Origin of the sequence: Hymenobacter sediminis (assembly GCF_003231285.1) — a bacterium.
In the GTDB taxonomy this organism is placed as follows: Bacteria; Bacteroidota; Bacteroidia; order Cytophagales; family Hymenobacteraceae; genus Hymenobacter; species Hymenobacter sediminis.
The window spans coordinates 398,653-424,168 of record NZ_QKNS01000003.1; the positions used below are offsets into that span (position 1 = coordinate 398,653).

General features: G+C 60.4%; 20 protein-coding genes and 1 tRNA gene. 6 read left to right on the forward strand and 15 right to left on the reverse strand.

Annotated features, from left to right (window positions below):
- Positions 1-19: 19 nt before the first annotated feature.
- The 8 genes from DNI29_RS10810 to DNI29_RS10840 form a co-directional block, all read right to left on the reverse strand.
- A complete protein-coding gene (locus DNI29_RS10810; protein WP_110978116.1) occupies positions 20-4,957 on the reverse strand; it encodes a DNA repair ATPase in 4,938 nt (1,645 codons plus the stop codon).
- A 39-nt stretch (positions 4,958-4,996) separates the two neighbouring features.
- A complete protein-coding gene (locus DNI29_RS10815) occupies positions 4,997-5,419 on the reverse strand; it encodes an endonuclease domain-containing protein (RefSeq protein ID WP_110978117.1) in 423 nt (140 codons plus the stop codon).
- Positions 5,420-5,606: 187 nt separating this feature from the next.
- The gene (locus DNI29_RS10820; RefSeq protein ID WP_238388063.1) at positions 5,607-7,775 is read right to left on the reverse strand and encodes a flotillin family protein; all 2,169 of its coding nucleotides are present in this window, start codon (positions 7,773-7,775) and stop codon (positions 5,607-5,609) included.
- A gap of 495 nt (positions 7,776-8,270) precedes the next feature.
- Positions 8,271-8,399 carry a hypothetical protein gene (locus DNI29_RS25110; protein ID WP_262510215.1) on the reverse strand — a complete coding sequence of 43 codons (129 nt, stop codon included), beginning with the start codon at positions 8,397-8,399 and terminating at the stop codon, positions 8,271-8,273.
- A 12-nt stretch (positions 8,400-8,411) separates the two neighbouring features.
- On the reverse strand, positions 8,412-9,068 hold the full coding sequence (locus DNI29_RS10825; RefSeq protein WP_110978118.1) for an OB-fold-containig protein: 657 nt from the start codon (positions 9,066-9,068) through the stop codon (positions 8,412-8,414).
- Positions 9,069-9,145: 77 nt separating this feature from the next.
- Complete coding sequence (locus DNI29_RS10830) at positions 9,146-9,364, reverse strand: hypothetical protein (protein ID WP_110978119.1); 219 nt, start codon at positions 9,362-9,364, stop codon at positions 9,146-9,148.
- A gap of 37 nt (positions 9,365-9,401) precedes the next feature.
- Entirely contained in the window at positions 9,402-10,103 is a 702-nt protein-coding gene (locus tag DNI29_RS10835) for a PspA/IM30 family protein (protein ID WP_110978120.1), read from the reverse strand.
- A 109-nt stretch (positions 10,104-10,212) separates the two neighbouring features.
- Entirely contained in the window at positions 10,213-10,611 is a 399-nt protein-coding gene (locus tag DNI29_RS10840) for a CesT family type III secretion system chaperone (RefSeq protein ID WP_110978121.1), read from the reverse strand.
- Positions 10,612-10,809: 198 nt separating this feature from the next.
- On the opposite strand from DNI29_RS10840, the gene DNI29_RS10845 reads away from it, so the two are divergent.
- Positions 10,810-11,571, forward strand: a complete 762-nt coding sequence (locus DNI29_RS10845; RefSeq protein WP_162303580.1) for an XRE family transcriptional regulator — start codon at positions 10,810-10,812, stop codon at positions 11,569-11,571.
- 468 nt (positions 11,572-12,039) lie between these two features.
- Here DNI29_RS10845 and DNI29_RS10850 read toward each other — a convergent pair whose 3' ends face one another.
- Entirely contained in the window at positions 12,040-12,405 is a 366-nt protein-coding gene (locus DNI29_RS10850) for a hypothetical protein (protein ID WP_110978123.1), read from the reverse strand.
- A 309-nt stretch (positions 12,406-12,714) separates the two neighbouring features.
- On the opposite strand from DNI29_RS10850, the gene DNI29_RS10855 reads away from it, so the two are divergent.
- Complete coding sequence (locus DNI29_RS10855) at positions 12,715-13,623, forward strand: alpha/beta fold hydrolase (RefSeq protein WP_110978124.1); 909 nt, start codon at positions 12,715-12,717, stop codon at positions 13,621-13,623.
- 92 nt (positions 13,624-13,715) lie between these two features.
- Positions 13,716-15,170 carry a phytoene desaturase family protein gene (locus tag DNI29_RS10860; RefSeq protein ID WP_110978125.1) on the forward strand — a complete coding sequence of 485 codons (1,455 nt, stop codon included), beginning with the start codon at positions 13,716-13,718 and terminating at the stop codon, positions 15,168-15,170.
- Between the two features lie 5 nt (positions 15,171-15,175).
- On the opposite strand, the gene DNI29_RS10865 is transcribed toward DNI29_RS10860, so the two are convergent.
- The 6 genes from DNI29_RS10865 to DNI29_RS10890 all read right to left on the reverse strand — a co-directional run bounded on the left by DNI29_RS10865 (position 15,176) and on the right by DNI29_RS10890 (position 20,676).
- A complete protein-coding gene (locus DNI29_RS10865; protein WP_110978126.1) occupies positions 15,176-16,189 on the reverse strand; it encodes a J domain-containing protein in 1,014 nt (337 codons plus the stop codon).
- Between the two features lie 58 nt (positions 16,190-16,247).
- Positions 16,248-17,153 carry a histone deacetylase family protein gene (locus tag DNI29_RS10870; RefSeq protein ID WP_110978127.1) on the reverse strand — a complete coding sequence of 302 codons (906 nt, stop codon included), beginning with the start codon at positions 17,151-17,153 and terminating at the stop codon, positions 16,248-16,250.
- A 76-nt stretch (positions 17,154-17,229) separates the two neighbouring features.
- Positions 17,230-17,973, reverse strand: coding sequence for a DUF434 domain-containing protein (locus DNI29_RS10875; protein ID WP_162303581.1), 744 nt, complete (start codon positions 17,971-17,973; stop codon positions 17,230-17,232).
- A gap of 278 nt (positions 17,974-18,251) precedes the next feature.
- Positions 18,252-18,995 (reverse strand): LytR/AlgR family response regulator transcription factor, encoded by a 744-nt coding sequence (locus DNI29_RS10880; RefSeq protein ID WP_110978129.1) that lies wholly within the window; start codon positions 18,993-18,995, stop codon positions 18,252-18,254.
- Positions 18,973-20,031: a sensor histidine kinase gene (locus DNI29_RS10885; RefSeq protein ID WP_110978130.1), complete on the reverse strand. Its 1,059-nt coding sequence runs from the start codon at positions 20,029-20,031 to the stop codon at positions 18,973-18,975. The genes DNI29_RS10880 and DNI29_RS10885 overlap by 23 nt, the downstream gene beginning before the upstream one ends.
- Before the next feature lie 168 nt (positions 20,032-20,199).
- A complete protein-coding gene (locus tag DNI29_RS10890) occupies positions 20,200-20,676 on the reverse strand; it encodes a DUF4890 domain-containing protein (protein ID WP_110978131.1) in 477 nt (158 codons plus the stop codon).
- 1,092 nt (positions 20,677-21,768) lie between these two features.
- Between DNI29_RS10890 and DNI29_RS10895 the strand changes: the two genes are divergently transcribed.
- The 3 genes from DNI29_RS10895 to DNI29_RS24470 all read left to right on the forward strand — a co-directional run bounded on the left by DNI29_RS10895 (position 21,769) and on the right by DNI29_RS24470 (position 25,372).
- The gene (locus DNI29_RS10895; protein WP_110978132.1) at positions 21,769-23,340 is read left to right on the forward strand and encodes a TROVE domain-containing protein; all 1,572 of its coding nucleotides are present in this window, start codon (positions 21,769-21,771) and stop codon (positions 23,338-23,340) included.
- 166 nt (positions 23,341-23,506) lie between these two features.
- Complete coding sequence (locus tag DNI29_RS10900) at positions 23,507-24,358, forward strand: TIGR02452 family protein (RefSeq protein WP_110978133.1); 852 nt, start codon at positions 23,507-23,509, stop codon at positions 24,356-24,358.
- Positions 24,359-25,223: 865 nt separating this feature from the next.
- Positions 25,224-25,372: transfer RNA gene (locus DNI29_RS24470), tRNA-OTHER, on the forward strand.
- Positions 25,373-25,516: the final 144 nt, after the last annotated feature.

Sequence of the window (25,516 nt, forward strand, 5' to 3'; positions counted from 1 at the left end):
CACATATTTTGTGGCAAGTTTACTCCTTCCTCAACGCCTCCCGAATCCCGCTCAGGCCTCCGGCAATGCTTTCCAGCTTATCCAGCATCTGCAGGAGCTGGCCGGCGCCGGAGTTACGGAGGTTGTCGCGGAAGGTGGCTTTGATTTCCTGCCAGCGGGCCTGCTCGGCGGGGGTGAGCCAGCCCAGTAGTTCGCGCAGCTTGAGCAGGTTGGCTTCGGTGGCGCTGGTCAGGGTTTGGGCTTCGCTTTCGTAGTGGGCGGCCAGCAGGTCGGTTATTTCCTGGTCGTTCATCACGGGGCGCACTTTCTCGGCTAGCTTGTTCATGTTGCGGTAGGAGCCCTGCAGCTTGAACGGCGGCTCGGTGCGGTAGGCGTCGGCCTGGGCGGCGCTGGCAATGTAGGCGGCATTCACGCGGGCCACCACGTCGCGCAGGCGCAGCAGCTTTTGCAGCACCGCCACGTACTCGTTCAGCTCCTCGGGTGAGTGGTTTCCCTCCAGGCTCAGGCCGTCCTGCTGCCCGGTTTCGGCGAGGCGGATGAGGGCGGGCACGTCCTGGGGGCTTTGGGTGGCGAGGCGGCCCAGGGCGGCGTTGCTGGTGAGGGCGTTTTCGAGGTAGGAGAGGCGGAAGGCTTCTTCGGAGCCGGTGCTCAGGATGTCGCCGAGGTTGTAGATGTCGGCGCGGTTGGCCAGCATGTCGGGCAGCTGAAACACGTCGCCGCTTTCGGTGTAGGGGTTGCCGGCCATCACCACCGCCACCTTGCGGCCGCGGAAGTCGTAGGTGCGGGCGCGGCCCTCGTACACGCCCTCAATCTTGCGCTGGGCGTCGCAGAGCGAGATAAACTTCTGCAGAAACTCGGGGTTGCAGTGCTGGATGTCGTCCACGTAAATCATCACGTTGTCGCCCATCTCGAAGGCCAGGTTCAGCTTTTCCAGCTCCTGCCGCGCCCCGGCGTTGGGGGCCTGGGCGGGGTCTACGCTGGTTACGGCGTGCCCAATGGCCGGCCCGTTGATTTTCATAAAGATGAGGCCCAGGCGGTTGGCCACGTACTCCATGAGCGTAGTTTTGCCGTAGCCGGGCGGCGAGATGAGCAGGAGCAGGCCCATGAGGTCGGTGCGCTTGCCCTCGCCCGCCGTACCGATCTGCTTGGCCAGGTTGGCCCCAATCAGCGGCAGATACACTTTATCAATCAGCTGATTGCGCACAAACGAGGTGAGCACCCGCGGGCGGAAATCTTCTAGGCGCAACTCCTGGGCGGCCCGCACCAGCAGCTGCTTCTTCAGCTCCTGAAACTGCTCGAACTGTGGCGCCAGCACCCGGTCGTAGTGCAGGAGCCGGCGCCGGAAGTCGGGGAAGTTGAGGTGGTAGCTGGGGGTAGGAGCCTTCGGGTCTTGGGGGCTTGGGTTTTCCGGCGTGACGATGCGCGGGTGGCTGCCCTGGAAGCCGGTGAGGGTTTCGCGCAGGGGCGTGTGGACCACCCGCGCCGAGTCGTAGGTGCCGGTGAGCAGGAGCACGGCGCACTCGTTGCAGAAATCGGAGAGGGTAGCAGCGGCCGGGGCCTGGCGCAGGTAGGCCTGCAGCCACTGCCGAATCAGGGGCAGCTGGGCGGCGGGCTGGTCCTGCAGGCCTGTTACCGACTGCTGGAACAGCTCCGTGGCCTGGCGCTCCTGCAGCTGCTTCTGGAACTGCTGGTACAGCTCGGCGGCTTCGGCGGCAATGATGAAGGTGCCCGTGTGGGTCAGCTCGTAGAAAAGGTAGTCGCCGGCTTCCGCTACCTGGCCTAGGGTGAAGAGGCCGGTTTGCTGGGCGAAGGTTTCCACGGCGGCTTGCAGCTCAGTTTTCAGCTCATCGAACTCCTGCGAATCGGGGAACACTTGCAGCAGCACCCCGATGCCCTGGAGCTGCCGCTCCCAGTGGGCGCGCTGGTCGGGGGCAGCAAAGCGCAGCCAGTAGAGGGCCGCAGCGGCGCGGGTGTCGGCGGGGTAGCGGAGTAGGTCGGCGGTCCGGGTGAGGCGCACCAGGGCCGTGAGCAGCAGGGTGGCGTCATGGTCGTGCACGCCTTTGAGGTAGCCTTCCTGGTAGCGCGCGGCCATAAACTGCTGCACGTAGGCCAGTAGCTCGGCGGCGCTGAGGTGGCCTAGCTCGGATATAGACAGCACGGCCGGGCGGCCCGCTTCCGCGTCGGCGGGCGTGGGGTGCTGGGCGGCCTGCAGAATGCGCCAAGCCAGAAACTCGGCCCGGTACACGTCCTGGTTTTCCGACACCACGGTTTGTTCCCACACTGGCCTAGCGGCCAGCAGGGCGGGGTCGGTTATCTTCTGGAAGAAGTTGGTGCCGGTGAGGTGGTAGTGCAGGGCGTCGTCGCGCAGCACCACGGTCAGCTCTAGCGGCTGGGTGTTCACGGTGAAGGCGTGGGGGCCGAACTTAAGGGTCTGGCCGCCGTCGGCGAACAGGTCGGCCCGGTCGCGGAGCTGGCGCACGGCGTCTTCGCGCAGGGTTTTGAGGCGGCTCTGCACATCGTCGGCCTTCACCGAGTCGCCGAGACCTAGCAATTCCTGGGCGGTCTGGCGCACTTTCTCCACCATCACGTCGGCAGCAAAGTACCCGTTGATATCCGCCACCGATTCCAGACGGGTGAGGCGGCTCTGCACCGCCTTCAGCAGCCGCTCGGCGCTTTGCAGCAAGGCCGTGGCGCGCTGGTTGCGGGCGGCTACCAGGGCCGTTTTCTTCGATTCGAAGGCTTCTACCACCTGCTCGCGGCGGGTGGTGAGCTGCTCGATAAACTGGTCGAAGTCGGGAAACTTGCCTTCCAGCTCCTCTAGTTGCACCATGAGCTTGGTCAGGTACTCGTCGCACTTGGCGGGCGTGTCGGCCAGGTCGAGGTAGTTGGTCAGGGCCTGTTCCAGCAGCTTGAGCTGGGCGGTAAACTCGGCCTGGGCCTCGGTGCCGGCCAGGGCCTGCCGCCGCCGCTTCAGGGCCGCCCGAATCTGGTTGAAGCGGGCGTACACCGTCGAGATGTTGTCGATGATGGCCGTAGTCTGGGTGGGGTCGGGGATGGGCAGGTTGCTCACTACCTCAATCAGCAGCTCCAACTCCTGGGCCACGGCGGTGGCTTCCTGCTCGCGCTGGTCGGCCTCGATGGTTTTCTGCACCTGCTCTACGCCGTCGGCAATGGCCTGCACGCGCTGAGAGTAGGGCGTGAGGGCATCGGGCTTGAGCAGGAAGTCCACGGTTTGGGTGGCTACTTCCTTGCTCAGCTCCTCTAGGCCAATGGCGCGCTGTTCCACGGCCGGCAGCTCCACGTAGCGCAGCTCCTTCAGGGAAATCACCTCGCCCCGCACCCCGCGCAATTCGCCCAGCAGCTGCACAAATTCCGTCACGGTGTCGGGCGCCGAGCGGCGGATGCGGCCCACCAGCTCGTCGGCCTTCTGAAAAACGGTTTGGGTTTGCTGGGCGGTGTTCTTGCGGATGCTCTGCACCTTCTCAAACTCCTCCACGGCGGCCGTAGCCGTCTGCCGGATTTCACCCAGGGGCTCAGCCAGGGCCTGGGCGGCGGGCTCGCGCAGCCAGTGGTAGGCGTCGGTCAGGGCGGTGGTCTGGCGAATCAGGTCGAGGTAGAGGCCGGCGTAGGAGTCGTCCTTGGTGGTCAGGGTCAGGACCTCCTGCACCTCGCTCATGGCCCGCACAATCTCCTTATTGCCCAGCTTGTAGAGGTAGGAATCGGAGGTGACGGGTAGCTCAAAATCCGGGGCGGTGTAGGGCGTCTGCCAGATCTGCACGGCGTGGTGCTTCTTGGGCTCGTCGTCGGCCCGGAAGTAGCACAGCTCCCCGTTCTCAAACAGAGCGTAGCCGTGGCACACAATGGGGTTATCCACGCGCTGGGCAATGCGGTTGTAGCTCAGCAGCAGGTAGGTGCCCTGGTCCTTGTTGTAGAACACGTACAGGAAATCCTCCCCGTTCGGCGACACCACCCGCTTCTCAAACAGCATCTCCCGCAGCCCATTGTCAAAGAGCTTGTTGTCGCCGGTTTGCAGGTAGAAGCCGTGCGGAAAAATCAGGCCCTGCCCGTCGGGCAGCAGCACGCAGGCATCGGCCAGGGCATCGAGGCGCTGGGCCGTTTTGAGCTTGAAGTTGAAGATGAAGTAGCGGTACTGCTGCTCCTGGTAGGGTCGGATCTTGAGCAGAATCAGGTTGCCCACCACCGCAAAGTAGATTTCCGAGTCGTCCAGGGTCTGGTCCTTGTCGTCCACCGGCTCGCTTAGAATACCCTGCCCGGTGCTGGTGTTGTCCTCGACTTTAATGGTCAAATCCCCACCAATCGTCTCCACGAACACCTTGTCCTCGATGCTGATGTGGGGGTGCTTGCCGCCGCGCTGCATGTCGCGGGTAGCGCGCTTCCACTGAAACTCGTGCTGGGGCGGGAAGGTGTACTCGTGGTCAGAGCGGTTGTCGAGGTAGGTGAGCGTGCCGCCCTGCAGGAGCCACTTAAACGTCTTCACATCCGAGGCGCTCTTGCCCACCCGAAACACCATGAACAGGTGCGCCCCCAGTACCGCAAACTTCACGAACTGGGTGTTCTTGTAGTAGCGGTACAGGTTGCGAAACTCCTCCAGAAACTGCGGGTTTTGCAGCAGCTCCAGCCCCAGCGGCCGGAAGTCGTGCTCCGCGTACTCGTACACCCCAAACACGTCGGCCAAATCTGGCTCCGCCTTCAGCCCCAGCACCACATTATACCCGAAGATGAACCGCTGCCCCACCGGCACCATGTCCCAAGGCACGCAGTTGTTTTCCGTAGTAATGCGGCCGGTGCCTAGCAGGCGCGTATCCACGGCACCAAACACCTGCTTGCGCTCCGCGTTCAGCTTGTCGAGGCGCTGGCGCAAGTCGGTGCTGCTCTTGAGCAGGCGGTTGCGCAGGATTTCGTAGGTGCCGGTTTCGAGTTGGGTAGTTTGTTCCATAAAAACAGCCCGAACATCAGCTAGAGCTAAGGCTAGAAACTAGTTCCCCTCCTCAGATGAGGAGGGGCTAGGGGTGGTTGATGGTGGTAGAACGGTAACTTGAAAAGCAGCTTCAATGGCCGCCAATACACTTTCTATATGTTGCGCTACTAGCTTATTCTCAAACCGCAACACTTTCAGGCTTAGACTACCCAGATAAGCGTCCCGCTCCATATCCTGCGCCTCGCCGCTAGCCGTGAAATGCCCGGCGCCATCTAGTTCCACCACCAGCTTTTCAGCCGGACAGTAGAAGTCCACGATGTACGGCCCGATGCCGTGCTGACGGCGGAACTTGCGGCCGGCTAGCTGGCTACGCTGGAGAGCTTTCCAGAGTAAGGCTTCGGCAGGAGTGAGGTTACTGCGAAGTGTCCGGCGGGTAGCTTTTTGATAGCCTAGGTTATGAATGTGGTTAGTATCGGGCATAGCTATAGAAGTCTAGAGCTAATTCCCCTCCTTAGATAAGGAGGGGCTAGGGGTGGTAGAAGCACTAGAGCTAGAAAGCTAGAACTAGTAGGATGTTCAGACGCGCTGGTCAACCACCCCCAACCCCTCCTCATCTGAGGAGGGGAGCTAGTCTCTAGTTTTAGTTTCTAGCAGGGGTAGTCACTCTTTACTTCAACTCCAGCATCTTGGCTGGCTTATCCCCAATACCCAGGGCCGTGGCGGTGCCAGCTAGTTGCGTGATGGTGGCACGCGTGGCGTCGTCACCGGCTTGGTTCATCATCTTTAGCAGTAGGGCCGAGACGCTGAGGTTCTTCATGTCCTCACTGCTCAGGCCGAACTGGTCGACGAAGCGGCGGAGGTTGGTTTTGAAGTCGCCACCGCCGTCCATGCTGAAGAAGGCGTCTTTCACAGTGCCGAGTACCTCGCTGTTGTGCACGGCGCGGTCAATCATCTTGCCCTTGGTGATGGAGCCGACGATTTGGTCGAAGAACATCGTTTCGCCGCCCACAATGTCGATTTTGGCGGCTTTGAGGGCCTCGCCGATAACGTCGGCCTGACTCGCGGCAATGTCTTTCTGGATGCTGATCTGGGCCAGCTCCACCGACTTCTCCTTGTCGAGGCGCAGCTTGAACTCCTCGTGGTCTTTGCCCACACCGTCGAGCTTCTTCATGGCGTCGGCCTTGGCTTCGATGCCCTTGGCTTCCACCGCAAATTTCTGCTCCGATACGGCAGCTTCGGCCAGACCTTTCTTCTGATCGGCGTCGGCTTTGGCCTGAATGATGTCGGCGTCGGCTAGGCCTTTCTCGCGGTTCACTTTGGCGGCTACCAGGCCCAGTTTCTCGTCGGCTTCGGCTTGGGCACCGGCTTTGGCCTGAATGGCCTGGGCCTCGGCGGCAGCAGTGAGTTGGAGCACGGTGGCCTGGGTTTCGCCTTCTTTCTGGCGGGCGGTGGCTTTGGCCTGCATCACCTGCGCTTCGGCCAGGCCTACCGCGGCGGCTTTGCTGGCTTCGGCTTCGGCCAGGGTCCGGATGGCCTGGGCCTTAAACTCGGCGGCAGCTTTCTCGGCCTCGGCATCAATCAGGGCTTGCTTGGCGCGGAACTCAGCACCTTGCTTTTCCATTTCGGCGGTGCCCACGAAGTTAATCGTAGCCGTGTCGTTTTGCTGCTGGGCAGCGGTTACGGCTACCAGCTTTTCACGGTCGGCCTGGGCCTGGGCGCGGGTGTCTTTGATTTTCTCTTCTTCCTGCACCGTGGCCTTCTCCACCGCAATTCGCTCCCGAATGATGGTCTGGATGTTCTTTTTCTCTTCCTCCAGCGCTTTTTCCTTCTCAATCTGGGCCAGGGCTACAATCCGCTCCCGCTCGTTGGCTTCCAGGGCCTGGGCTTGGGCCACGCGCTCAGTTTCCACGGCGTCGGTGCGCTGCTTGTTGCGCTCGGCCACCAGCACCTGCCGGTCGCGGTTTTGCTCAGCGATGCGCACTTCTTCCTCGGTGGTAATGCGGGCACGCTCTGACTTCAGGCGCTCTTCCTGCTGAACCTTCTCGGTTTCGGCCAGCTCGCGGGCCCGGATGCTGGCAATTTCCCGCTTCTGCTTTTCCTGGTTCTCGGTGAGCTGCTTGTCGAGCTGCAGAATGGTTTCCTGGGCCTCTACGTCCTGCTTCTTAATAGTTTTCTGCTGCTCGCGCTGAATCAGGTTGGCCTGAATTTTCTGCTCCGAGGTGAGGGCAATAATTTTCTTGATACCCTCGGCATCCAGAATGTTATCCTGGTTGAGGGCGGCCAGCGGGGTTTGCTCCAGGTAGTCGATGGCGCAGTCGTCGAGCACGTAGCCGTTGAGGTCGGTGCCGATGATGGTCAGGATTTGCTGCTTGAACTGCTCGCGGGAGTTGTAGAGCTCAATGAAGTCAAAGTGCTTACCAACGGTTTTGAGAGCTTCCGAGAACTTCGCGTCGAAGAGGTTTTCCAGGGCGGCGGGGTCGGAGGCGCGGTGGGCGCCGATGCTTTGGGCCACGTTGATTACGTCCTGCTCGGTTTTATTGACCCGCACGAAGAAATTCACCTTTACATCGGCCCGCAGGTTGTCTTTGCAGACCAGCCCCTCGGAGCCGGCGCGGGCAATGACGATGGTTTTCAGCTTGATATCCATCACCTCCAGCTTGTGCAGGATGGGCACCACAAAGATGCCGCTGAACGACACTTTAGTGTCGCCGAGGCCAGTGCGCACCAGGGCCTCGCCCTGCACGGCCTTCTGGTACATACGGGCCACGATGGCCAGAAAACCCAATACGAGGACAGCGACGATGACAATCACCGCCAGAGAAAGTTGTTCCAACATGGAAGTAGGGAGTAGGAGTTGGGAATAAATTCGGGGGTAGTGCGCCCGCTTGGGGCGCGGGTTAAGGCAGTAGGCGGGGGTAGGAAAGGTCGGTTGGCTCTGGCACCACAGAAAGCTTGCTCACGGAAATAGCCACTCGGCCAGCCAGGCAAATAAATCGGCCAGCAACCCATCCAGCAGCAGGCTGCCCAGCCAATGCCAGAAAGCTTTTAGAGCACTCAGCAGATTAATCATGATGAATAGCAGGATGATGTGGCCGGTGATAAATCGGGCTTGGCTACGCCAGAAGTAGGGGTGGAGAAGGGCCGGACGGAATTAGTAGTAGGAAGGCAGTGCGGAGCGAAGTCAGCAGCCTGTGACGGACATAGTTAGCAGGCAGATAGGGCAGCGGAAAAATAGATATGGGTTAAAAGTAATGAAAACCGAAGCTGGTCCGTAGGCTTGAAGCTACTGCTGGGCAGGGAGCGGATATAATAGATTGATTAAGAAGGAAATTCAGTCGAAAAAGCTGATAACGATGAGTGCCAGCTTGCCTACCAGCCGCAGGCCATTCACCAGCAGCTCCAATAGCTCTACTACCCCGAAGATGCTTTCCCAATCGGTGGGGTTCCTTTTGCGGCGCATATGCTAGGTAGGCTAGGGAAGATCGTAAGGCTCAATGAGGTAGCAGCGCCGTTGCTCGTCGTAGTCAATAATCAGGGCTGAGTCGCCTTTGCGTAGCTCTGTGGCCGGGGACGCGGCCCGCACATTGAGCATCAGCGGCGCTCCGCTAAGCAACGCTACGCTGGCCTGGCCCATCTGCTCACTGCTAACCGGCAAAAGCACGGTGCATACTTTTCCAACCGGCCGCACACCGGCATCATGGTCTTTTTCCATGCTGGCAAACAGGTGTACGAAAGGCGTAGTCAGGACTTTGGCCACCAGTAGGCTGGCTAGCAGCAGCGGCACCAGCAGGACTACCCCCATCAGCCAGGAAGAAGTGCCGAGGTAGTAGTTGAGAAGAATGCTACCTACCCACCAGGGCAAAACCACCAGGCTCAGGAACACCATCAGCGGTATGCGACCCAGGTTGAAAAACGCCAGCGCGTGGTTCAGCCAGCTCACGCCTACCCCATCGGAGGCAGGCAAGTGGCCGTGGTGATGCAGGTCGGCATCGTGGTTGATGTCCAGATCCAGCGACTTAAAATCCAGCACGCCCACCATCACCGTGACCCAATACAGCAGCACGAACACCAGCAGCGCCGTGGGGAGCAGGTTGGCTGGCAGCAGCGCTGCGTGCAGTAGTTCAGTCATGGGCGAAATATGCAAACCATTGAAGGATGAATGGTCACTTCCTAGAAAGAAGCCTCCTGGCAGGAATACAGCGCTGGTTACGGCTCCTGGCCCTGCTGCAACTGCCGCTGGAGGGCAGCGTTTTCGACCTTTAGCCGCTGCGCGTAGCGAGAGTACGCCACAATGCCTAAAATAAAACCAAAGTTTGCCACCGACCTGCTATTCGTTTGGTTTAGCAGGTGGCTCACTTGCAGTATCGCTCCGCCAATAATGAGCACAATGGCTAAGGCCCTTATAATCTTTTCTTCCGTATTCATAGAGTCACATCGTTGATAGCATTATGGACTAGTGCAATCAGAGCCCCAACTTAGCTTTCAGGGCCTGCAAATCGGTAGTGGCCTGGGCGCTACCACCTTTGCCGAGCGCCTTGTCGATTTCCTGGTCAATAGACTTGCTTTCCTGGGCAATCTGGCCGTACGATTCGGCCAGGGCTTCTTCGGTGGCAATCTTTTCCTTCATGCGCTCCAGCAGCGCCACCGTCCCCGACGAATCAAGCTGGGCCAGCTGCTGGTTGATGGTTTTGGTGGCAGTGCTCACCGTTACGCGGGCTTTTAGGGTGCGCAACTCATTATCCCACTGCGAAATGGTTTGCTTGAGCTGCTGTACGCTCTCATCGAGCTGCCGGGCCGAGGCCTCAAACTTCTCTTGCTCCTGGCCGGCGCGGGCGGCGTGGGCTTCGTGCTGGGCCTTTTTGGTGAGAGCTTCGGTGGCCAAGCGGTCGGCTTCGGCAGCTTCCAGTTCCTGGCGGCTGGCCTTCTGCAGCAAAAGCACGGCCTTGTTTTCGTAGTCGAGGGCGCGGGCTCGCTCCGTTTCGGCGTCGTTGCGGCTGCGGATGGCCAGGGCTTTCACCTCGGCCAGGGCGTGCAGGGCCTTGTCGAGGTCCTGACGCAGGTCACGCAGGCCCTGCTCGGTCATCTTGATGGGGTCTTCGAGCTGATTGACGGCGGAATGCGCTTCGGCCTGACCAATCTTGAAGAGGCGGTTGAAGAGGTTCATGGCGGTAGAAGGGGTAGGGCGAAGCTCCAGCTCCGCATCGTGTGGAACATCAGGGAGGCAGGCGGCCTACCCCGGCAAAGCGCCCGAAGCTGGAGCTTCCGGCCAGCAATCAGGCTTTGGAAAAGGCAATCAGCTCATCGCTAAATTCGCTCAGCAGCAGGCCCAGGGAGTTGATAACGGCTTCCAGCTCGGGGCGGTCCAGGTGTTCAAGCTGCAGCGTATCGCGGAAGATAACCTTGCGGCCCGATTCATCGAGCACAAAGGCGCCGTGGATAATGTCGCGGTTTTTCTGCAGCAACTGCTGGTAAACCTCGCCTGAAGGCTGGGGCAAATCCAGCAGGTGCTGCTCCAGAATCAGCAGCGGCTCACCGCAGCTCAGCACCAGATGCCGGATACCCAGCTCCAGCTTGTTCACCACCAGTACATTGGCAGCGGCTTCCTCGTGGCGGATGTCGAAGCCTAGCTCCAGCAGGAACGTCTTGACGGTAGTGAAGTAGCGGTTAACCATAGAGTCAATAGAAAGTGGAGTTGAAAACTACCTGATGTAAGCAAACGTGGCTACCTGTATCCGAGCTAGTGGTTGGACTGCTCAAAAAAATAGCCGTGGGTGAGCGGGAGGGTTGGTGGTAATATGGTAGCTTTACGATGCAATGGTACTGAAGTTTCAGTATATGCTCAAAGTTTGAGCGAAAATATTTTTGCTGCCATGTCGCACGTTGGAAAAAATATCCGCAAGATCAGAACAGTTAAGAAGCTGAGTCAGGCGGCTTTTGCGGAATTATTTGGCTTGGCTCGGCCAAGCGTCGGGGCTTACGAAGAGGGTAGGTCAGAGCCGAAAATGGAGACGCTAATTCAGATTGCTCAGCATTTTGGCTTATCCGTTGACCTGCTATTAACGAAAGAACTCACCGTAAATGACCTCTATGGTTTTGAGCGGTACCAGCAGCCAGAAGCTCCGGCCACGGAACTAGCGGTGGCCGATCAGACGCAGCGGCTGACGCCCTATGTGCCGGCAGCGCGCTTGCTGGAGTACGTGGTGCGCCACCACGACGCGGGGTTTATTGACGGACTTACGGCGCTATCCTTCCCTCATGAGCTGGGGGCCACTACGCGCGCCTTTGAGATGCAAGGTGCTGATATGCAGCCTACCCTGCGCCACCAAGACGTGCTGTTGACCTGCCGGGTGGATAAGGCTACGCTTCGGCTGCGGGCGGGCCGGCTGTATGCGTTTCTGCTGCAGAACCAGCTGCTGGTGCGCCGCCTCGTAGAGCACCGCGCCGATAACGTGCTGCGCCTGCGTGCCGACAATCCCGATTACCCGGTGCAGGACTTGCCCTTTACAGATGCTTTGGAGGTGTGGGAGGTTCAGGGCGCGTTCAGTACCTACCTGCGGCCCCCTGCGCTGGTAGAAGAACGAGTGACGCGCCTGGAGCGGCAGGTAGAGGAGCTGCTGGCGCGGCTGGGGTAGGGCAAGCGCCAATATTGGGTTGCTGTTATCTGCTTTACTAGCACGAAAGCCCTGCGTTACTGGCTGCCTGCGCTTTCAGGCAGGGCCGGAATAGCGGCTGAAGCTCAGGAAAATAGCCAGTCGCTTAGCCAAGCAAACAGATCGGCCAGTAGGCCATCCAGGAAGAGCGTGCCCAGCCAGTGCCAGAATTCCTTAAGATCGTTAAGCAAGCCAATCATAACGAGGAGTAGCAGGCAAAGAGAAAGGAGCGGAAGTAGAAGAGCTGCCGGAGTAAATATGAGGAATAAATGCTTGACTGTAAAAAGGATACCGCCTAAAAATTTACAATTCAAGCAGTTTGCGCGGCCGTATTGCCAGAAGCTGGAGCCTAAGAGCAGGTTGCCCGTGCAGGAAGGGGTAGGGTTCTGGAGCTGTAAGCACTATTCATGAGTTAGAACAGCAAGATTCTCTTGGGCTTATCACTTATAGCTACGCTGCCTCACTGGTCCATTCCGCCTCCAAGCGGTACTGCTGGGCGGGGTGCTCATGACCGATCAGCCAGTCTAGGGCCTCGGTTGAGGAGTTGAAGAACTGAATGTCGTAGTGCATAAAGTGCCGCCCGGCCTGCAGCAGGCTTTCTACTACCAAGTGATTATAGGCATCAATAGGAGGCATTACCAGAGCTGCCTGCTGTACGGCCGCACCCGAAACACGAGGTAGCCAGCTAGTCGCCAGCCAGCACTGATCAGCCAGACAGACATCAGGCAAACCGTGCAAGTCGATAATGACGTCCCGGACTACCCCCTGCTCAATCAGCAAGGCCGCCGCCTCCAGGCTTTCCCGAAACCGCGCCATACTGGGTTGGCGCGCATGCCACTGCAGGCGTAAAAACGATAAATCTGGGCAGAATTGCGTCCGAAAATCGGATAATGTCAATAACATAAAGAGCACTGAGGGCTGCTGGAAAAGCAGCCATGCAAAGGTGAAATAGGGATAGAGCGAGCAAGGAGGTACGAAAGATACACGTAAACAGATGAGCTTGTCCCTTTCAGAAAAGGAATACCCTGTTTTAGTAGGATAACGCGGCGGTCCGTCGGCCGAGCCAGCACGACGCGACCAGGTATAAGCCGCCGGAATGCAGCCGGAACCCCATATTTGCCTTTCATGACGATCCCCACTGCTTCTGCCACGCCATCGGCCCCGGCCCGCTACCCCTCGCCACCTCCTGCTATCCGGCTGCTGCGCCTGAAATTCCGGGTGCTGGCTGCGCTTTCCACTGAGCTGGCTTTTGGGGCCGCCTGGCGGCTGTTCACTTCACCGCGCCGCCTACCCCCTAAAGATTGGGAACCCGCCGCTCTGGCTGAGGCCCGCCGCTTTGGGGTAGCCACGGCCCGCGGCAACGTGGCCGCCTATGAGTGGAACCCCGCTGGCCGCCGCACCGTGCTGTTGGTGCACGGCTGGGAACACCGGGCCAGCTTCTGGGGGCAGCTGGCCCGTCGACTGGTAGCCGCCGGTTTCCGGGTGGTGGCTCTCGATGCGCCGGCCCACGGAGCCTCCGATGGTACGCGCGTAACGCTGCCGGCCTACGCCCGCGCCGTGCAGGCCGTGGCCGATGAACTAGGCGAAGTGTACGGGGTAGTGGCCCATTCCCTGGGTGGGGCTGCCACAGCCGGGGTGCCGGTGCGTTTCAATCAGCGCCAGGACGGTGTGTTGCCCCGGCTGGTTCTGCTGGCAGTGCCGGGCAGCACTACGGCCGTAGCCCAGCGCTTTGCCCAGCTATTGCACCTGCCCGCGGCCGTGGTGGCGCGTATGGCCCGCTACATTCGGGAGCAGCACGGCCGCGACGCCGAGAGCTTTAGCCTGATTCATACCGGCCGTGCTTTTCCCGCGGGCCGGGCCCTGCTCTTTCATGACCAGGATGATGCCAGCATACCCTTTGCCGAAGCCCAGGAAATAGCAGCCAACTGGCCGGGGCTGGAGTTTCGGGCTACCTCGGGTCTGGGTCACAACCGCATCATGCGCGACCCGGCGGTGCTGGAGCAGGTGGTGGCATTTCTGGAAGAGCAGCGCTGAAGCAAACCAGCATATATGGCCATCCGCCGGGCTTTCCCGTAGGCATAGGCAGGCCCACTGACAGCCCAGGGCTACCCCTTACTTCCTGACAAATGAGTAACCCCGAGTATGATGCGGTAGTGGTGGGCTCCGGCCCCAATGGGTTGGCGGCGGCCATTGAGTTGCAACAGGCAGGGCTGGCGGTGCTCTTGCTGGAAGGTAGCCGGCAACTGGGCGGCGGGTTGCGCACCACCGAGCTAACGCTGCCCGATTTTCGTCATGATGTCTGCTCTGCCATTCACCCGCTGGCTGCCGGCTCGCCCTTCTTTCAAACCCTGCCCCTGGCCCAATATGGCCTAGAGTATATTACGCCGGCTGTGGCCGCGGCTCACCCATTCGATGATGGCCGGGCCGCAGCGGTTCTCACCAGCCTGCCCGAAACTGCCCGCCGCCTCGGCCCCGATGAACGGGCGTACCGGCAGTTGCTGGAGCCCTTGGTGGCCGCCTGGTCCGGCCTGGCAAACGACGTGCTGGGGCCCTTGCAACTGCCGCACCACCCTCTGGACATGGCCCGGTTCGGCCTTTCGGCCCTGCAACCGGCTACCTGGCTGACCAAGCGCTTCCAGACCAAAGAAGCCCGCGGGCTGTTTGCCGGCATGGCTGCCCACGCCATTCAGCCGCTTTCCAACCTAACTACCTCCGCCATTGGGCTGGTGCTGCTTACGGCCGCCCATCGCCAAGGCTGGCCCCTCCCTAAAGGCGGCTCCCAGGCCATTGCCGAGGCGCTGGTAGCCCACTTCCGGGCCCTGGGCGGCACCGTGGAAACAGGTACCTACGTCCGCTCCTTAAGCCAGCTACCCGCCGCCAAAGCGGTGCTTTTGGATGTGACGCCGGCCCAGCTGCTACAGATTGCCGGCCACAGTCTCTCGGCTGTGTACCAATGGCAGCTCAGGCGCTACCGTTACGGCATGGGGGTGTTCAAGATAGATTGGGCATTGGACGGACCGATTCCATTCACGGCGGAAGAATGCCGACAGGCCGGTACCGTACACCTGGGCGGCACGCTGGAGGAAATTAATACCAGCGAAAACGCCGCTTCCCAGGGCGCGCACCCCGAGCGGCCCTTCGTGCTCCTGGCCCAGCAAAGCCTGTTTGATGCTACCCGTGCCCCGGCCGGTAAGCATACCGCCTGGGCCTACTGCCACGTCCCGAATGGTTCGACTGCAGATATGACAGATGCCATTGAGCGCCAGGTAGAGCGGTTTGCCCCCGGCTTTCGGGACCGAATTATCGGGCGGCATACGTTTAATACGCGGCAGCTCGAAGCCTATAACCCTAATTACGTGGGCGGCGACATCAACGGCGGGCTGCTGGATGTAACCCAGCTTTTCACCCGGCCAGCTTTGCGGGCCTCACCCTACCGCACTTCCAAAACCGGGCTTTACCTCTGCTCCTCAGCTACCCCGCCGGGCGGGGGTGTGCACGGCATGTGCGGCTACCACGCCGCCCGCCAAGCCCTGCACGACGTTTTTCATCTAAAGCCGAGTCCGCTTTACCAAGAGGGGTAGGGGCACTAAATGGTCTCGTGGCCCTCGGCGGCCAGCTCCCGCAACACCTGGCGCAGCCCCTCCGGCTCTTGCATTAATTGCCGGATATGGGTCAGGTACTCAGCTTCGGCGCGCAGGTGGCGCTTCAGCTGGCGGATTTCCTGCTCCCGCTTCTTGCCGGTGCTCCCGAAAAAGCCGTTCTCCCCGAATTTCAGGGCGTTGAGTTGTTGCTTGAGCTCTGTTTGCTGCTGGTGTAGGGCTTGGGTGTAGCGCGTGAGTACGTCATCGTCGGTGGCCTCGGTGGGGCCGGCTTCGGAGAGCAATTGCAGGAGCGTGTACAGGTCGTTGGTTTCGTAAGCCTCCGTGATGCGCTGCATCAGGGCCGTTTTCTGCTGCTGGGTGGCTGGGTCGCGGGCTAGGTCGGGGTGATGGATGCGGGCCAGCTGGCGGTAGAGGGTTTTGGTGTTGGAAAGCAGGCGCTGCTGCTGCGCACGGGCCTCCTGGGCGGCTGCTTCCTCGGCGCGCTCGGCCTTGGATTTGCGCCGGGCGCGGGCATGGGCCGCAGCCTGCTCGTGGGGGGGTAGATTATTGGGGTCAACAGCAGGGGTAGGCACCTCCGCGGTTGGCATATCCTCCTCTTCCTCCACGCGGCGCCGGGGGGCGTACTTGCGCAGCATGTCCTCGGCATCTTCCCCAAACCGGTCCTGCAGCGCCCGCGCATTGCCCAGAATCACCTCCTGAATCTGGCGGTGCTCCAGGCGGCTGAAATAATCAAGTAGCAGGGCTTCTTCCAGCGGCCCGAACAAGGCACGGCGAGCTTCCACCACCGTAGCTGCCGCGGGGCCTACCTGCTGCCAGTAGCGGCGACGGGCTTCGGCCTGCTCCTGGCGCAACTCCCGCAGGCGCTGGCGCAAGCCTTCTACTTGCTCCACGGCGGCCCGGAAGGCCTGCTGGGCCGGGGTACTCGGTGCTTGTGCCGGGGCCGGAACAGGTAGGGAATTAGCGGCGGGTAGGTCGGTGGCGGGGTTGTGCAGGTTCATGGGGCAAAGGTAGGATCAGAGATAGTAGAACGGAGTTAGCCTTGTTGTCCTTCTGGTTCTAACCACCAAACACCTCGTAGGCTACCCTAAACGTGTTGCAGTGGGCATCTACAATGTCGCGAAGCTGCTCGGAGTAGCCGCCGCCCATGCTCACGGCTACGGGCAGCTGGTGCTGCTGGCAGAGGCGGAGCACATATTCGTCGCGGCGCCGGCAGCCGGCTTGGGTGAGGGCCAGCTTGCCCAGCTTGTCAGTAGCCAATACATCTACCCCGGCCTGGAAGAAGATAAAGTCGGGACGGGTTTGAGCCAGTAGCGGGGGTAGGGTTTCCTCGAGAATCTGGAGGTAGGTGGCATCGTCGGTGCCCAGGTCCAGAGCTATGTCCAGGTCCGATTGCTCCTTGCGCAGGGGGTAGTTGGCGCCAGCGTGCATGGAGAAGGTAAACACGCGCGGCTCATGCTGGAAAATACTGGCCGTGCCGTCGCCTTGGTGCACATCCAGGTCTACTACCAGCACCTGCCGCGCCAACTTGTGGTGCAGCAGATGGGCGGCGGCAATGGCAATATCGTTGAGCACGCAGAATCCCTCGCCCCGGTCGCGGAAAGCGTGGTGGGTGCCCCCGGCCAGGCTCAGTCCAATGCCGTGTTCCAACGCCTTGCGCGCCGACTGCACCGTGCCAGCCGAGCTGCTCAGGGAGCGGCGCACCAGCTCCGGGCTCTGGGGCAGCCCCAGGCGCCGCACTTCGGCGGGCGTCAAGTGCAGGTCGCGGACGCGGTGCCAGTAATCTTCAGAATGCACCCGTAAAATGTCCTCTTCGGCGCAGAACCCCGGGTCGTAAAAATCCTCAGGCGGCGCAATGCCTTGCCACAGCAGCTGCTCCCGAATCAGGGCGTATTTGGCAATGGGGAAGCGGTGGCCGGCGGGCAGCTGAATGCTGTAACGGTCAGAAGTAGCAAGGCAGGGCATTCGGAAAGGAGCAGTAGCGGGGAGCTTTCTGTACGAAGAGAAGCCGGAAGAAGGCGAAGGGCCGATACAAGCCTGGTTAACCCGCCTCAACCTCTCCGTTACTCTGGCTTAAATCGAGCAGCCACCGCGGCGGCTCGGCTTCCAGCGCCAAGGCTGCCAAATTAAGCCAGGCTCCCGCGCGGTCCAGTACGGCCGAGTCGGAAGTCACGACGATATCTGTGGTTTCGGCCAGCACCGTATCGGGGTTCATCACTACCTCCACCGTCCAGGGCAACCCGAGTGCGGGGCCCAGCTCGCGCAGGCGCGCCGCCAGCCGCCCGCTGTTAGACACGGGCTGATCCAGCAGCCACCGCACGGGACCGGGCGCGAGGGGTAGCAGGACAGCAGCCGCCAGCCGAATGGCCCGGTCAGTTTCCTGCACGGCCCGGTAAGTACCGTGTATGCTCGATAGGTCGCGCAGGGCGCCATCGCGGCCGCGCAGCACCACGCCCCCGCTCAGGGCCGTTTCCAGGGTAATGAGCAGGTTAAAGCCATCAATAGACACCGGACGACCATCCAGGAGAACGGGTGGGAGTAGTACGGCTTGGCGCCGCTGGTGCTGCTCGTCGGTGCAGGCGGCCCGACCCACGGCCCAGCGCTGCCGCTCGGTCAGGGCGTACCGGTCGCCGACCAGCTTGAGGGTAGCACTCGGCGGGTAGCCGCGCGTCAGGAGCCAGGAAAGCTCCCCGACGGCCTGGCGCAGCACAGGTACCCAATTGGGGGCAAACAGTTGGGTATCGGCCGGGTGGGGGCCCCGGTGGCGCGTGTCGGCAGGTCGCATAGCAGGCGTTGTGGACGGACAGATGGATAGCAAAGAAAGAACGTCATGTCGAGCTTGCCGAGACATCTCGCTTGCTGATGTTGCCTTGCTAACCTGATGTCAGCACGCGAGATGTCCCGACCAGCTCGACATGACGGACTTAATAATATTAGTTAGGAATGCTACCCATGCACACGTTGGTAAGAACTGAGGGGTAGTAAAGGCAGGATTCGCGGTAAAGCACCGGATTTCTCCGGCAACGGGCCGCCCGTCAAATTCACCATTTCACACCTCACCACCTAGTGCATGTTGCGCTCCTCAATCAGCTTGAAAAAGGCTTCCGCGTACGACTCGCCGATGGGAATGATGGCCTCGCCCATGTAGATGCGGTTTTTGCGGATGGAGTCGATGTGGGCCAGGGCCACGATGTAGGAGCGGTGCACGCGCACGAAATCCTGGGGCGGCAGGCGGTCCTCGAAGGCTTTCAGGGAGTTGAGGGTGAGAATGGGCTTGGCGCCGGCGTAAATCTTGATGTAGTCTTTGAGGCCCTCCAGGTAATGGATGTCGCGTAGGTTCAGGCGCTGGGTGTGGTAGTCGGCCTTCACGAAGATGTAGTCGTCGTGCGGGGTAGGAGCCGGGGCTGGCGCGGGGGTAGGAGCCGGGGCAGCAGCCGGCTCAGGCTGCTGATGGGTGAGGCGGTCCTGGGCTTTCTGGGCCGCTTTCACGAACCGCTCGAAGGCAATGGGCTTCACCAGGTAGTCTACGGCGTTCAGGTTGAACCCTTCCAGGGCGAACTGCTCGTAGGCGGTGGTGAAAATTACGAGGGCCTGGGGCTGCATGCTGCGCACGAATTCCACCCCCGTAAGGTCGGGCATCTGAATATCCAGAAACAGCACATCCACGGTTTCGCGCTGCAGCACGGTCATGGCTTCGAGGGCGCTACGGCAGGTGCCCACCAGCTCCAGAAACGGCACGCGTTCCACGTAGCTGGTTAGCAGGCGCAGGGCCAGGGGTTCATCATCAACGAGCAGGCACCGGAGCATGGGAAAGGGTCAGGGTTAGTTCTACCAGAAATTCAGCGTCGGTTTCCTCTACGTGCAGTTGGTGGCGGCCGTCGGGGTAGAGGAGTTGTAGGCGCTGGCGCACGTTGGGCAGCCCGATGCCGGAGTTGGGGTCGGGGGTGCCGGTGCGGGGAAAGCGCGAGTTCTGCACCGTAAACAGCAGGCGGTCTTCGCGCACAATTATATTCACGGCAATGCGCGAGAAATTTCGGGCGCTGATACCGTGCTTGAAGGCATTTTCCACGAAGGGAATCAGCAGCATGGGCTCAATCAGGTGCCCATCCAAGGGGCCGTCCACTGTAAACCGAATGTCTACTTCCTCAGGGTCGAGGCGTAGGCGCTGCAGGTCGATGTAGGTGCGCAGGTACTCCGTTTCGCGGGCCAGCGGCACCCTAGCGGCGGCCGACTCATAGAGCATGTAGCGCATGAGCTGGGAAAGCTGCATAATGGCCTCCGGCGTATCATCGGACTTGAGCTGGGCCAGGGAGTAGATATTATTAAGCGTGTTAAAAAGAAAGTGCGGGCTTACCTGCGACTTCAGAAAGGCCAGCTCGGCGGTCAGCTGCTTGTTTTCCAGCTCCCGCCGGGCCCCGTCGGCGTCAAACCACTCGCTGGTGATGCGCATGCCGCTGCTGATAATCCAGACCAGAATACCCATCAGCCACATGCCGTGCGGGGGGCGGGAGTAGCGCATGGCGCCGGGCGGCGGCCCGTGGTGCAAGGGCTGAATAATGCCGGTAATGCGGAGCAGCAAGGGCATGTATAGAAGCGCCAGTAGTCCCAGGGCTACCAGGAAATAGAGCGTGAACTTCTTCCGGGCAAAAAGGCGCGGAATCAGCACGTAGTAATTCAGATAGAAGTAACCCGCCAGCTGCAAAGGCAGCATCAGGTGCCGGGGCTGGAACGGCGGTGGATTATCTGACAACAGCCGCGGAATGGCCGCTACCCCCACCCAGGCCGCCACGTGCACAATCACGCGCAGGATCCGCTGACGGGTGGTTTTGTCTTTGTTGAACATGCAGTAGGTGGGTAACTAAAAGCCGGTAAGAATACGAAGCCCAAGTAAAACAAGGCATGTTGAACGCAGGGAAGGGCCTCCGCACCGTGGCCCGAGCAGCATAAAGCACTCGTGCACGGGTGAGGAAGCCCTTCGCAGGTTCAATGGCCAGGCAGGGGTAGGGGCAAGCTAGCGGGTGCCGCCGCCCTGAGGGCCGGGGCGGCGCATGCGCTCCTGCTTTTTAGCCTGGTACTTCTGAAACTGCTCGGGCGTGAGCACACCTTGCAGCTTGGCGTCGGTGCTTTCCTCCAGGCTACGCATTTGTTGCATGCGGGCCTGGCGGTCGGTGGTTTCGCCGCTGGCGCGCAGGCTCTTCATCTGCTGCATCTGGTCCTGCTGAATGGCAGCTACTTTGGTTTGCTGGTCGGCCGTGAGGTTCAGCTCCTTGGTCATTTCAGCCAGCATGTTGCCGCGTCCGCCACGGCCACCACCCGGACCACCGCGGCCCTCGGCAGGGGTAGTAGCTTCGGCCGTGCCTTTGGCTTTCACCTTGTCTTTTTTGGCTTTGACTTTGGTTTTGGCGGGAGCCGTCTGGGCCAGTGCGGCAGGAGCGGTAGCGCCGGCCAACAGGCCGAGCAGGAGGGAAGCTGCCAGAAACTTTTTCATGGAGTAGTACAGAGAGAAAGAAGAAGTGGAATGCCGATCTGGTTTGGTAGATCAGTGCACAAACCTACCCTGCGGCCTTCCTGACCCACGAAAAACATCTACCAACTCCGCCGTTTCCTCGACGCTACCCCCACTGGGCTGCACAAAAGGGTGAACCAAGGCGGCCTACTCCCGCTCCCAGGGCTAACAGGGGGCTAGCTTACACAAGGCTAGGCGAGTATGATAATAGGCATATGCCTGCCATCCTGAGCTACATGATAAGCTGCTGGCTTTATCAGGCGCTGATGAAGTAAATTGTCAACCGGTAAAAACTACTGCGGTATGGCTATTTGCGTTACTGCTGTATATAAATTTGAATTTAAATCGTTCTAAATAATTATTAAAAACGCCGAATGGATAATCTAAAACGATATTTACATGTATGGTTAAAAATATTTTTAAAAATTTTTGAACTCATATTGTATAGTAGAAAATAACTTTTCTACCTTTGTCACGTTCAACAGCCCAAACGCTAACGACTTTACGCCTTCATCTGTCATGCGCCGCCACTTTAATCAGTATATGCCATCACTCAGCAAGCTGGATCGGGAGATTCAGCCGGGGTTCGGCGCGCCAGCAGACAGGTAAGGTTTCTATCTTAGGACCATCCTCCGCAAAACGCCCGAATCCTACCAGGTTCGGGCGTTTTTGTTTTCTCCGTTACTCTATTCCTACTTCCTGCCATGTTATTCTTCCTACCCTCATACTCCATTCCTACTACCGTTACGTGTCACGTACTGTCAGGGGTAGCACCTTGGCAAAAGGGTAGTAAACCGGAGTAACCGCACCAGCTAACAGCTTACGTTTTCGCGCAATCAGGCGCAGTGTAAGCCCGGTTTGGTTAATTAATTTTCCTTGTTATTACATACTATTCGCTGCTGTTTTGTAGCGTAAAGGAAAATTATTGCCTCTTATTTTTAGGGTTACTGCTTAATAATTCATTGCGTGAATTATGCTGGAAAAACTATGCGCTTTTCTGAGTAATAATTACGAGTTATTAATTCCGTCTACCATCTTTCATCCACTACTCACTACCTGATTTTTTCCCATCCGATGCGTTTCAACTTACCCTTCCGTCGGCCTACCCCGGCTCCGGTGCTCAACCACGAGGGCGCACCGGCCTATACCCTCACCCCTGCGCTGGAGCTGTACGCCGCCGTGGCTACCGCCGCCCTCAGCGACCAGTTCTACGAAACGGCCGATACCCGTCTGGTGCGCCTGCGCGAGCTGGTAGCCCGCAACGACCCCGAGTTTGTGGCCCGCCTGGCCGTGTACGCCCGCGAAAAGCTGCATCTGCGCTCTGTGCCGCTGGTGCTGGCCGTGGAGCTGGCCCGCCGGCACCAGGGCACCAACCTGGTTAGCCGCCTGGTAGCCCGCGTGGTACAGCGCCCCGATGAAATTACGGAGCTGCTGGCCTACTACGCCCAGGCCAACGGCCGCACCGGCCTCAAAACCCTCAACCGCCTCTCCAAGCAGGTGCAGAAAGGGCTGGCCCAGGCCTTCAACCGCTTTGATGGCTACCAGCTGGCCAAGTACGACCGGGCCGGTGCCGTGCGCCTCCGCGACGCGCTGTTCCTGGTGCACCCCCGCCCCGCCGACGAGGCCCGGCAGGCCCTGTTCAACCAGCTGGTGGCCGGCACCCTGCCTACGCCCTACACCTGGGAAACCGAGTTGTCGGCCCTGGGGCAGGGTGGCTTCGCGTCGGAGGCTGAAAAGGCGGCCGCGTTCCGCCAGAAATGGACGGAGCTGATTGGGAGCGGTAAGCTGGGCTACATGGCCTTGCTGCGCAACCTGCGCAATATTCTGCAGGCCGGCGTGCCCGCTGAGGTGGTAACGCAGGTGTGCGCTGCCCTCGCCGATGCCCGGGCGGTGGCCCGTAGCAAGCAGCTGCCTTTCCGCTTCCTGGCCGCATACCGCGAGGTGCTGGCCCTGGAAGAAGGCACGCTGAAGTCGGTGCTGGCGGCGGTGGGCTTGCGCCAGAGCCCGGTGCCGCAGGTGCTGGCCGCTCTGGAAGCCGCCATCGGCCACAGCGCCGCCAACCTGCGTGGGTTCGGCCCGGAAACCCGGGTAGTAGTGGCCTGCGACGTGTCGGGCTCCATGCAGCAGCCCATTTCCCCGCGCAGCAAAGTGCTGTACTACGATGTGGGTCTGGTGCTGGGAATGCTCCTGCAGAGCCGCTGCCAGAACGTAGTAACCGGCATGTTTGGCAGCACCTGGAAGCGGCTGACCCTGCCCCGCGGCCCGGTACTCGGCAATGTGCAGGAATTCTACAAGCGCGAAGGCGAGGTGGGCTACAGCACCAACGGCTACCTCGTTATTGAGGACTTGCGCCTGCGCCGGGAGGTAGTGGATAAGGTGATGTTGTTCACCGACTGCCAGCTCTGGAACGCGCACTTCAATGGCTCCAGCGTGGCGAAAGAGTGGGCAAAGTACCGGCACACCGTCGCTCCGCAGGCCCAGCTCTACCTCTTCGACTTGGCCGGCCACGGCACCACGCCCCTGCAGGTACACCCCGAGCACGGCGCCGCCCTGATTGCCGGCTGGTCGGATAAGATTTTCGACGTGCTGGCGGCCCTCGACAACGGCGGCTCCGCCCTCACCGAAATCGAGCAGATCGAGCTGTAATACATAGCGTGCCAATTCAATCCTATTTATAAGATCGTTTCCGCTGCATCACTAGCCCGTATTCCTACCCCCTTATAGCTACCCAAACTACGCGGCCCCGGGAGTGGCTTGCGGCAACCTAACAGCGGTGCCGCTCCCGGGTCACGTCCCGACAACCTGTACTTCAATGAACCGAGAAATACGACAACGCATAGCCCACAGCACCCTTGACGCTTTGCAGCGAGGTAGCTACGAAAACCCGGCCGGCCACTGTATTAACCTCCGGGAATACCAGCGCGCCGCCGAAACCGGCAGCCACCTTTACCGCCCGGAAGATGGAGCGGACCTGTTGCGCGAGTTTGACCAGCCCGCGGGCGAGCCGGCTGAGGTGCGGGTATATCAGGCTACTACCCTCGAAGCGGCCGCAGACCTGGTGAGCCAGTTCGAGAGGGTAGGTTGTCTGAACTTCGCTTCGGCTCGCAACCCTGGCGGCGGTTTTCTGGGTGGCAGCCAGGCCCAGGAAGAAAGTCTGGCGCGCTCCTCGGGTTTGTATCCGTGCCTGACGCAGTTTAAGGAAATGTACCACCACAACAGCCTTCCCGGCAGCACCGGCCTCTACAGCGACTACCTGGTGTACTCGCCCCAGGTGCCCGTGCTGCGCGGCGAAGCGGGGGAGTGGCTGCCCCAGCCCTTCCGGCTAGATGTGCTGACGGCCCCGGCCGTGAATGCCGGCGCCCTGCGGCGCAACTCCCCGGAGTTGCTACCCCAGCTGGAGCCCGTGATGCGCCACCGCCTGAGGCTGGTACTGGCCGCTGCCGCCCGCCACGGCGTGGAGGCGCTGGTACTCGGGGCCTGGGGCTGCGGGGTGTTTGGCAACGACCCGGCTCAGGTAGCCCGGCTGTTTGCCGAAGCTCTGGCCGAGCCGGCCATCCGGGGCCGTTTCCGTCGCCTCGACTTTGCCATCTTCGACCCTAAAGCGCCTCATGCGGTGCTGGCAGCCTTTCAGCAGGTACTTCATTCTCTGATAGCGAAGACCTAGTAGAAATACAAACACGGCAGTAACAGAGTAGCCAGGTGCTACTACCCCTTGTAAAGAGGCCTAAACCTAGCTGAAGCGTAGTTTTTTTACGCTTTTTATCATATCATAATCATCTGTTGTAACGTTCATACCCATGAAGCCTTCTTACCAAACTCCTCTTATAGTAACATAAATACTCACAGAAGCCACGGCTTCTACTGATTGGGGCGGCGGCTGACCACTTGATGGCTGCCGCCGGCCGGGGCGGCACACCGCCGGAGCACTGTGCTTCGGCGGCCCGCTCCAAACCGGCTGACCTCTGCCCGTTTGGGTGCCGTAGGCAGGCGTTACTTCGTCTTGGTTGAATACGCCGGTGCTCCCGGTGTAGGGTTCGATTCCCATCCCGCAGCTCCGGCTGTGGGGTACTCGCCGGCCGCTAGTTGCCCCAAACGCAGAGGTTCAGCCGAAAAATCACCCCGCCGGGTGTCGTAGCGCAGCGTTACTTCGGGTCGCCCGTTCGATTCGGGCCAGTCTAGCCCCATTTTTTACCTTGGACTGTAGCTCAGTTGGTTAGAGCAGAACGGCCTTCGGGTCGGTCATTTCGCTGCTCGTTTGTTGCCCCGGCAGGTTTTATTTTTCCGTGGGAGTGGGTGCCGTAACCAGGCCATACTTCGCGCTCTTAACGCCCAGGTCGCGGGTTCGAATCCCGCTGGTGGCTGCTGTGGCAGTTGCTGTAGCTCAGTCAGGTAGAGCAGGACAGAAGGCCCGGTGCTTGTTGCCCCACCCCCGCGGAAAACAAAAAGGTGAGTGTCGTAGGAAAGCGCTACTTCGTCGGTTGGCCTGCTGTGGCCCGCGGGTTCGAATCCCGTCTTGCCCCCTAGCGTGGGCAAGTGGCTGAGTGGTCAAAAGCGCCCAGTTTACAGAACGCTTTCCGCTGGTTACCTCACCTCTAATATCATCTGTTCGGGTGCCGTAGGGCGGCCATACTTCGCATTTGCTTTGCCCGGGTCGTGGGTTCGAGTCCCACCAGCTGCTACCCTCGGGTAGGAGCTGTAGCTCAGCTAGGTAGAGCAGGATATAGGGGCCGCCCGCCTGTTGCCCCGAACAGATTTTATGGACTACTCCCGAGCGGCCGGCCGGTGTCGTAGGGCAGGCATACTTCGTTAACTGTTCATTAAC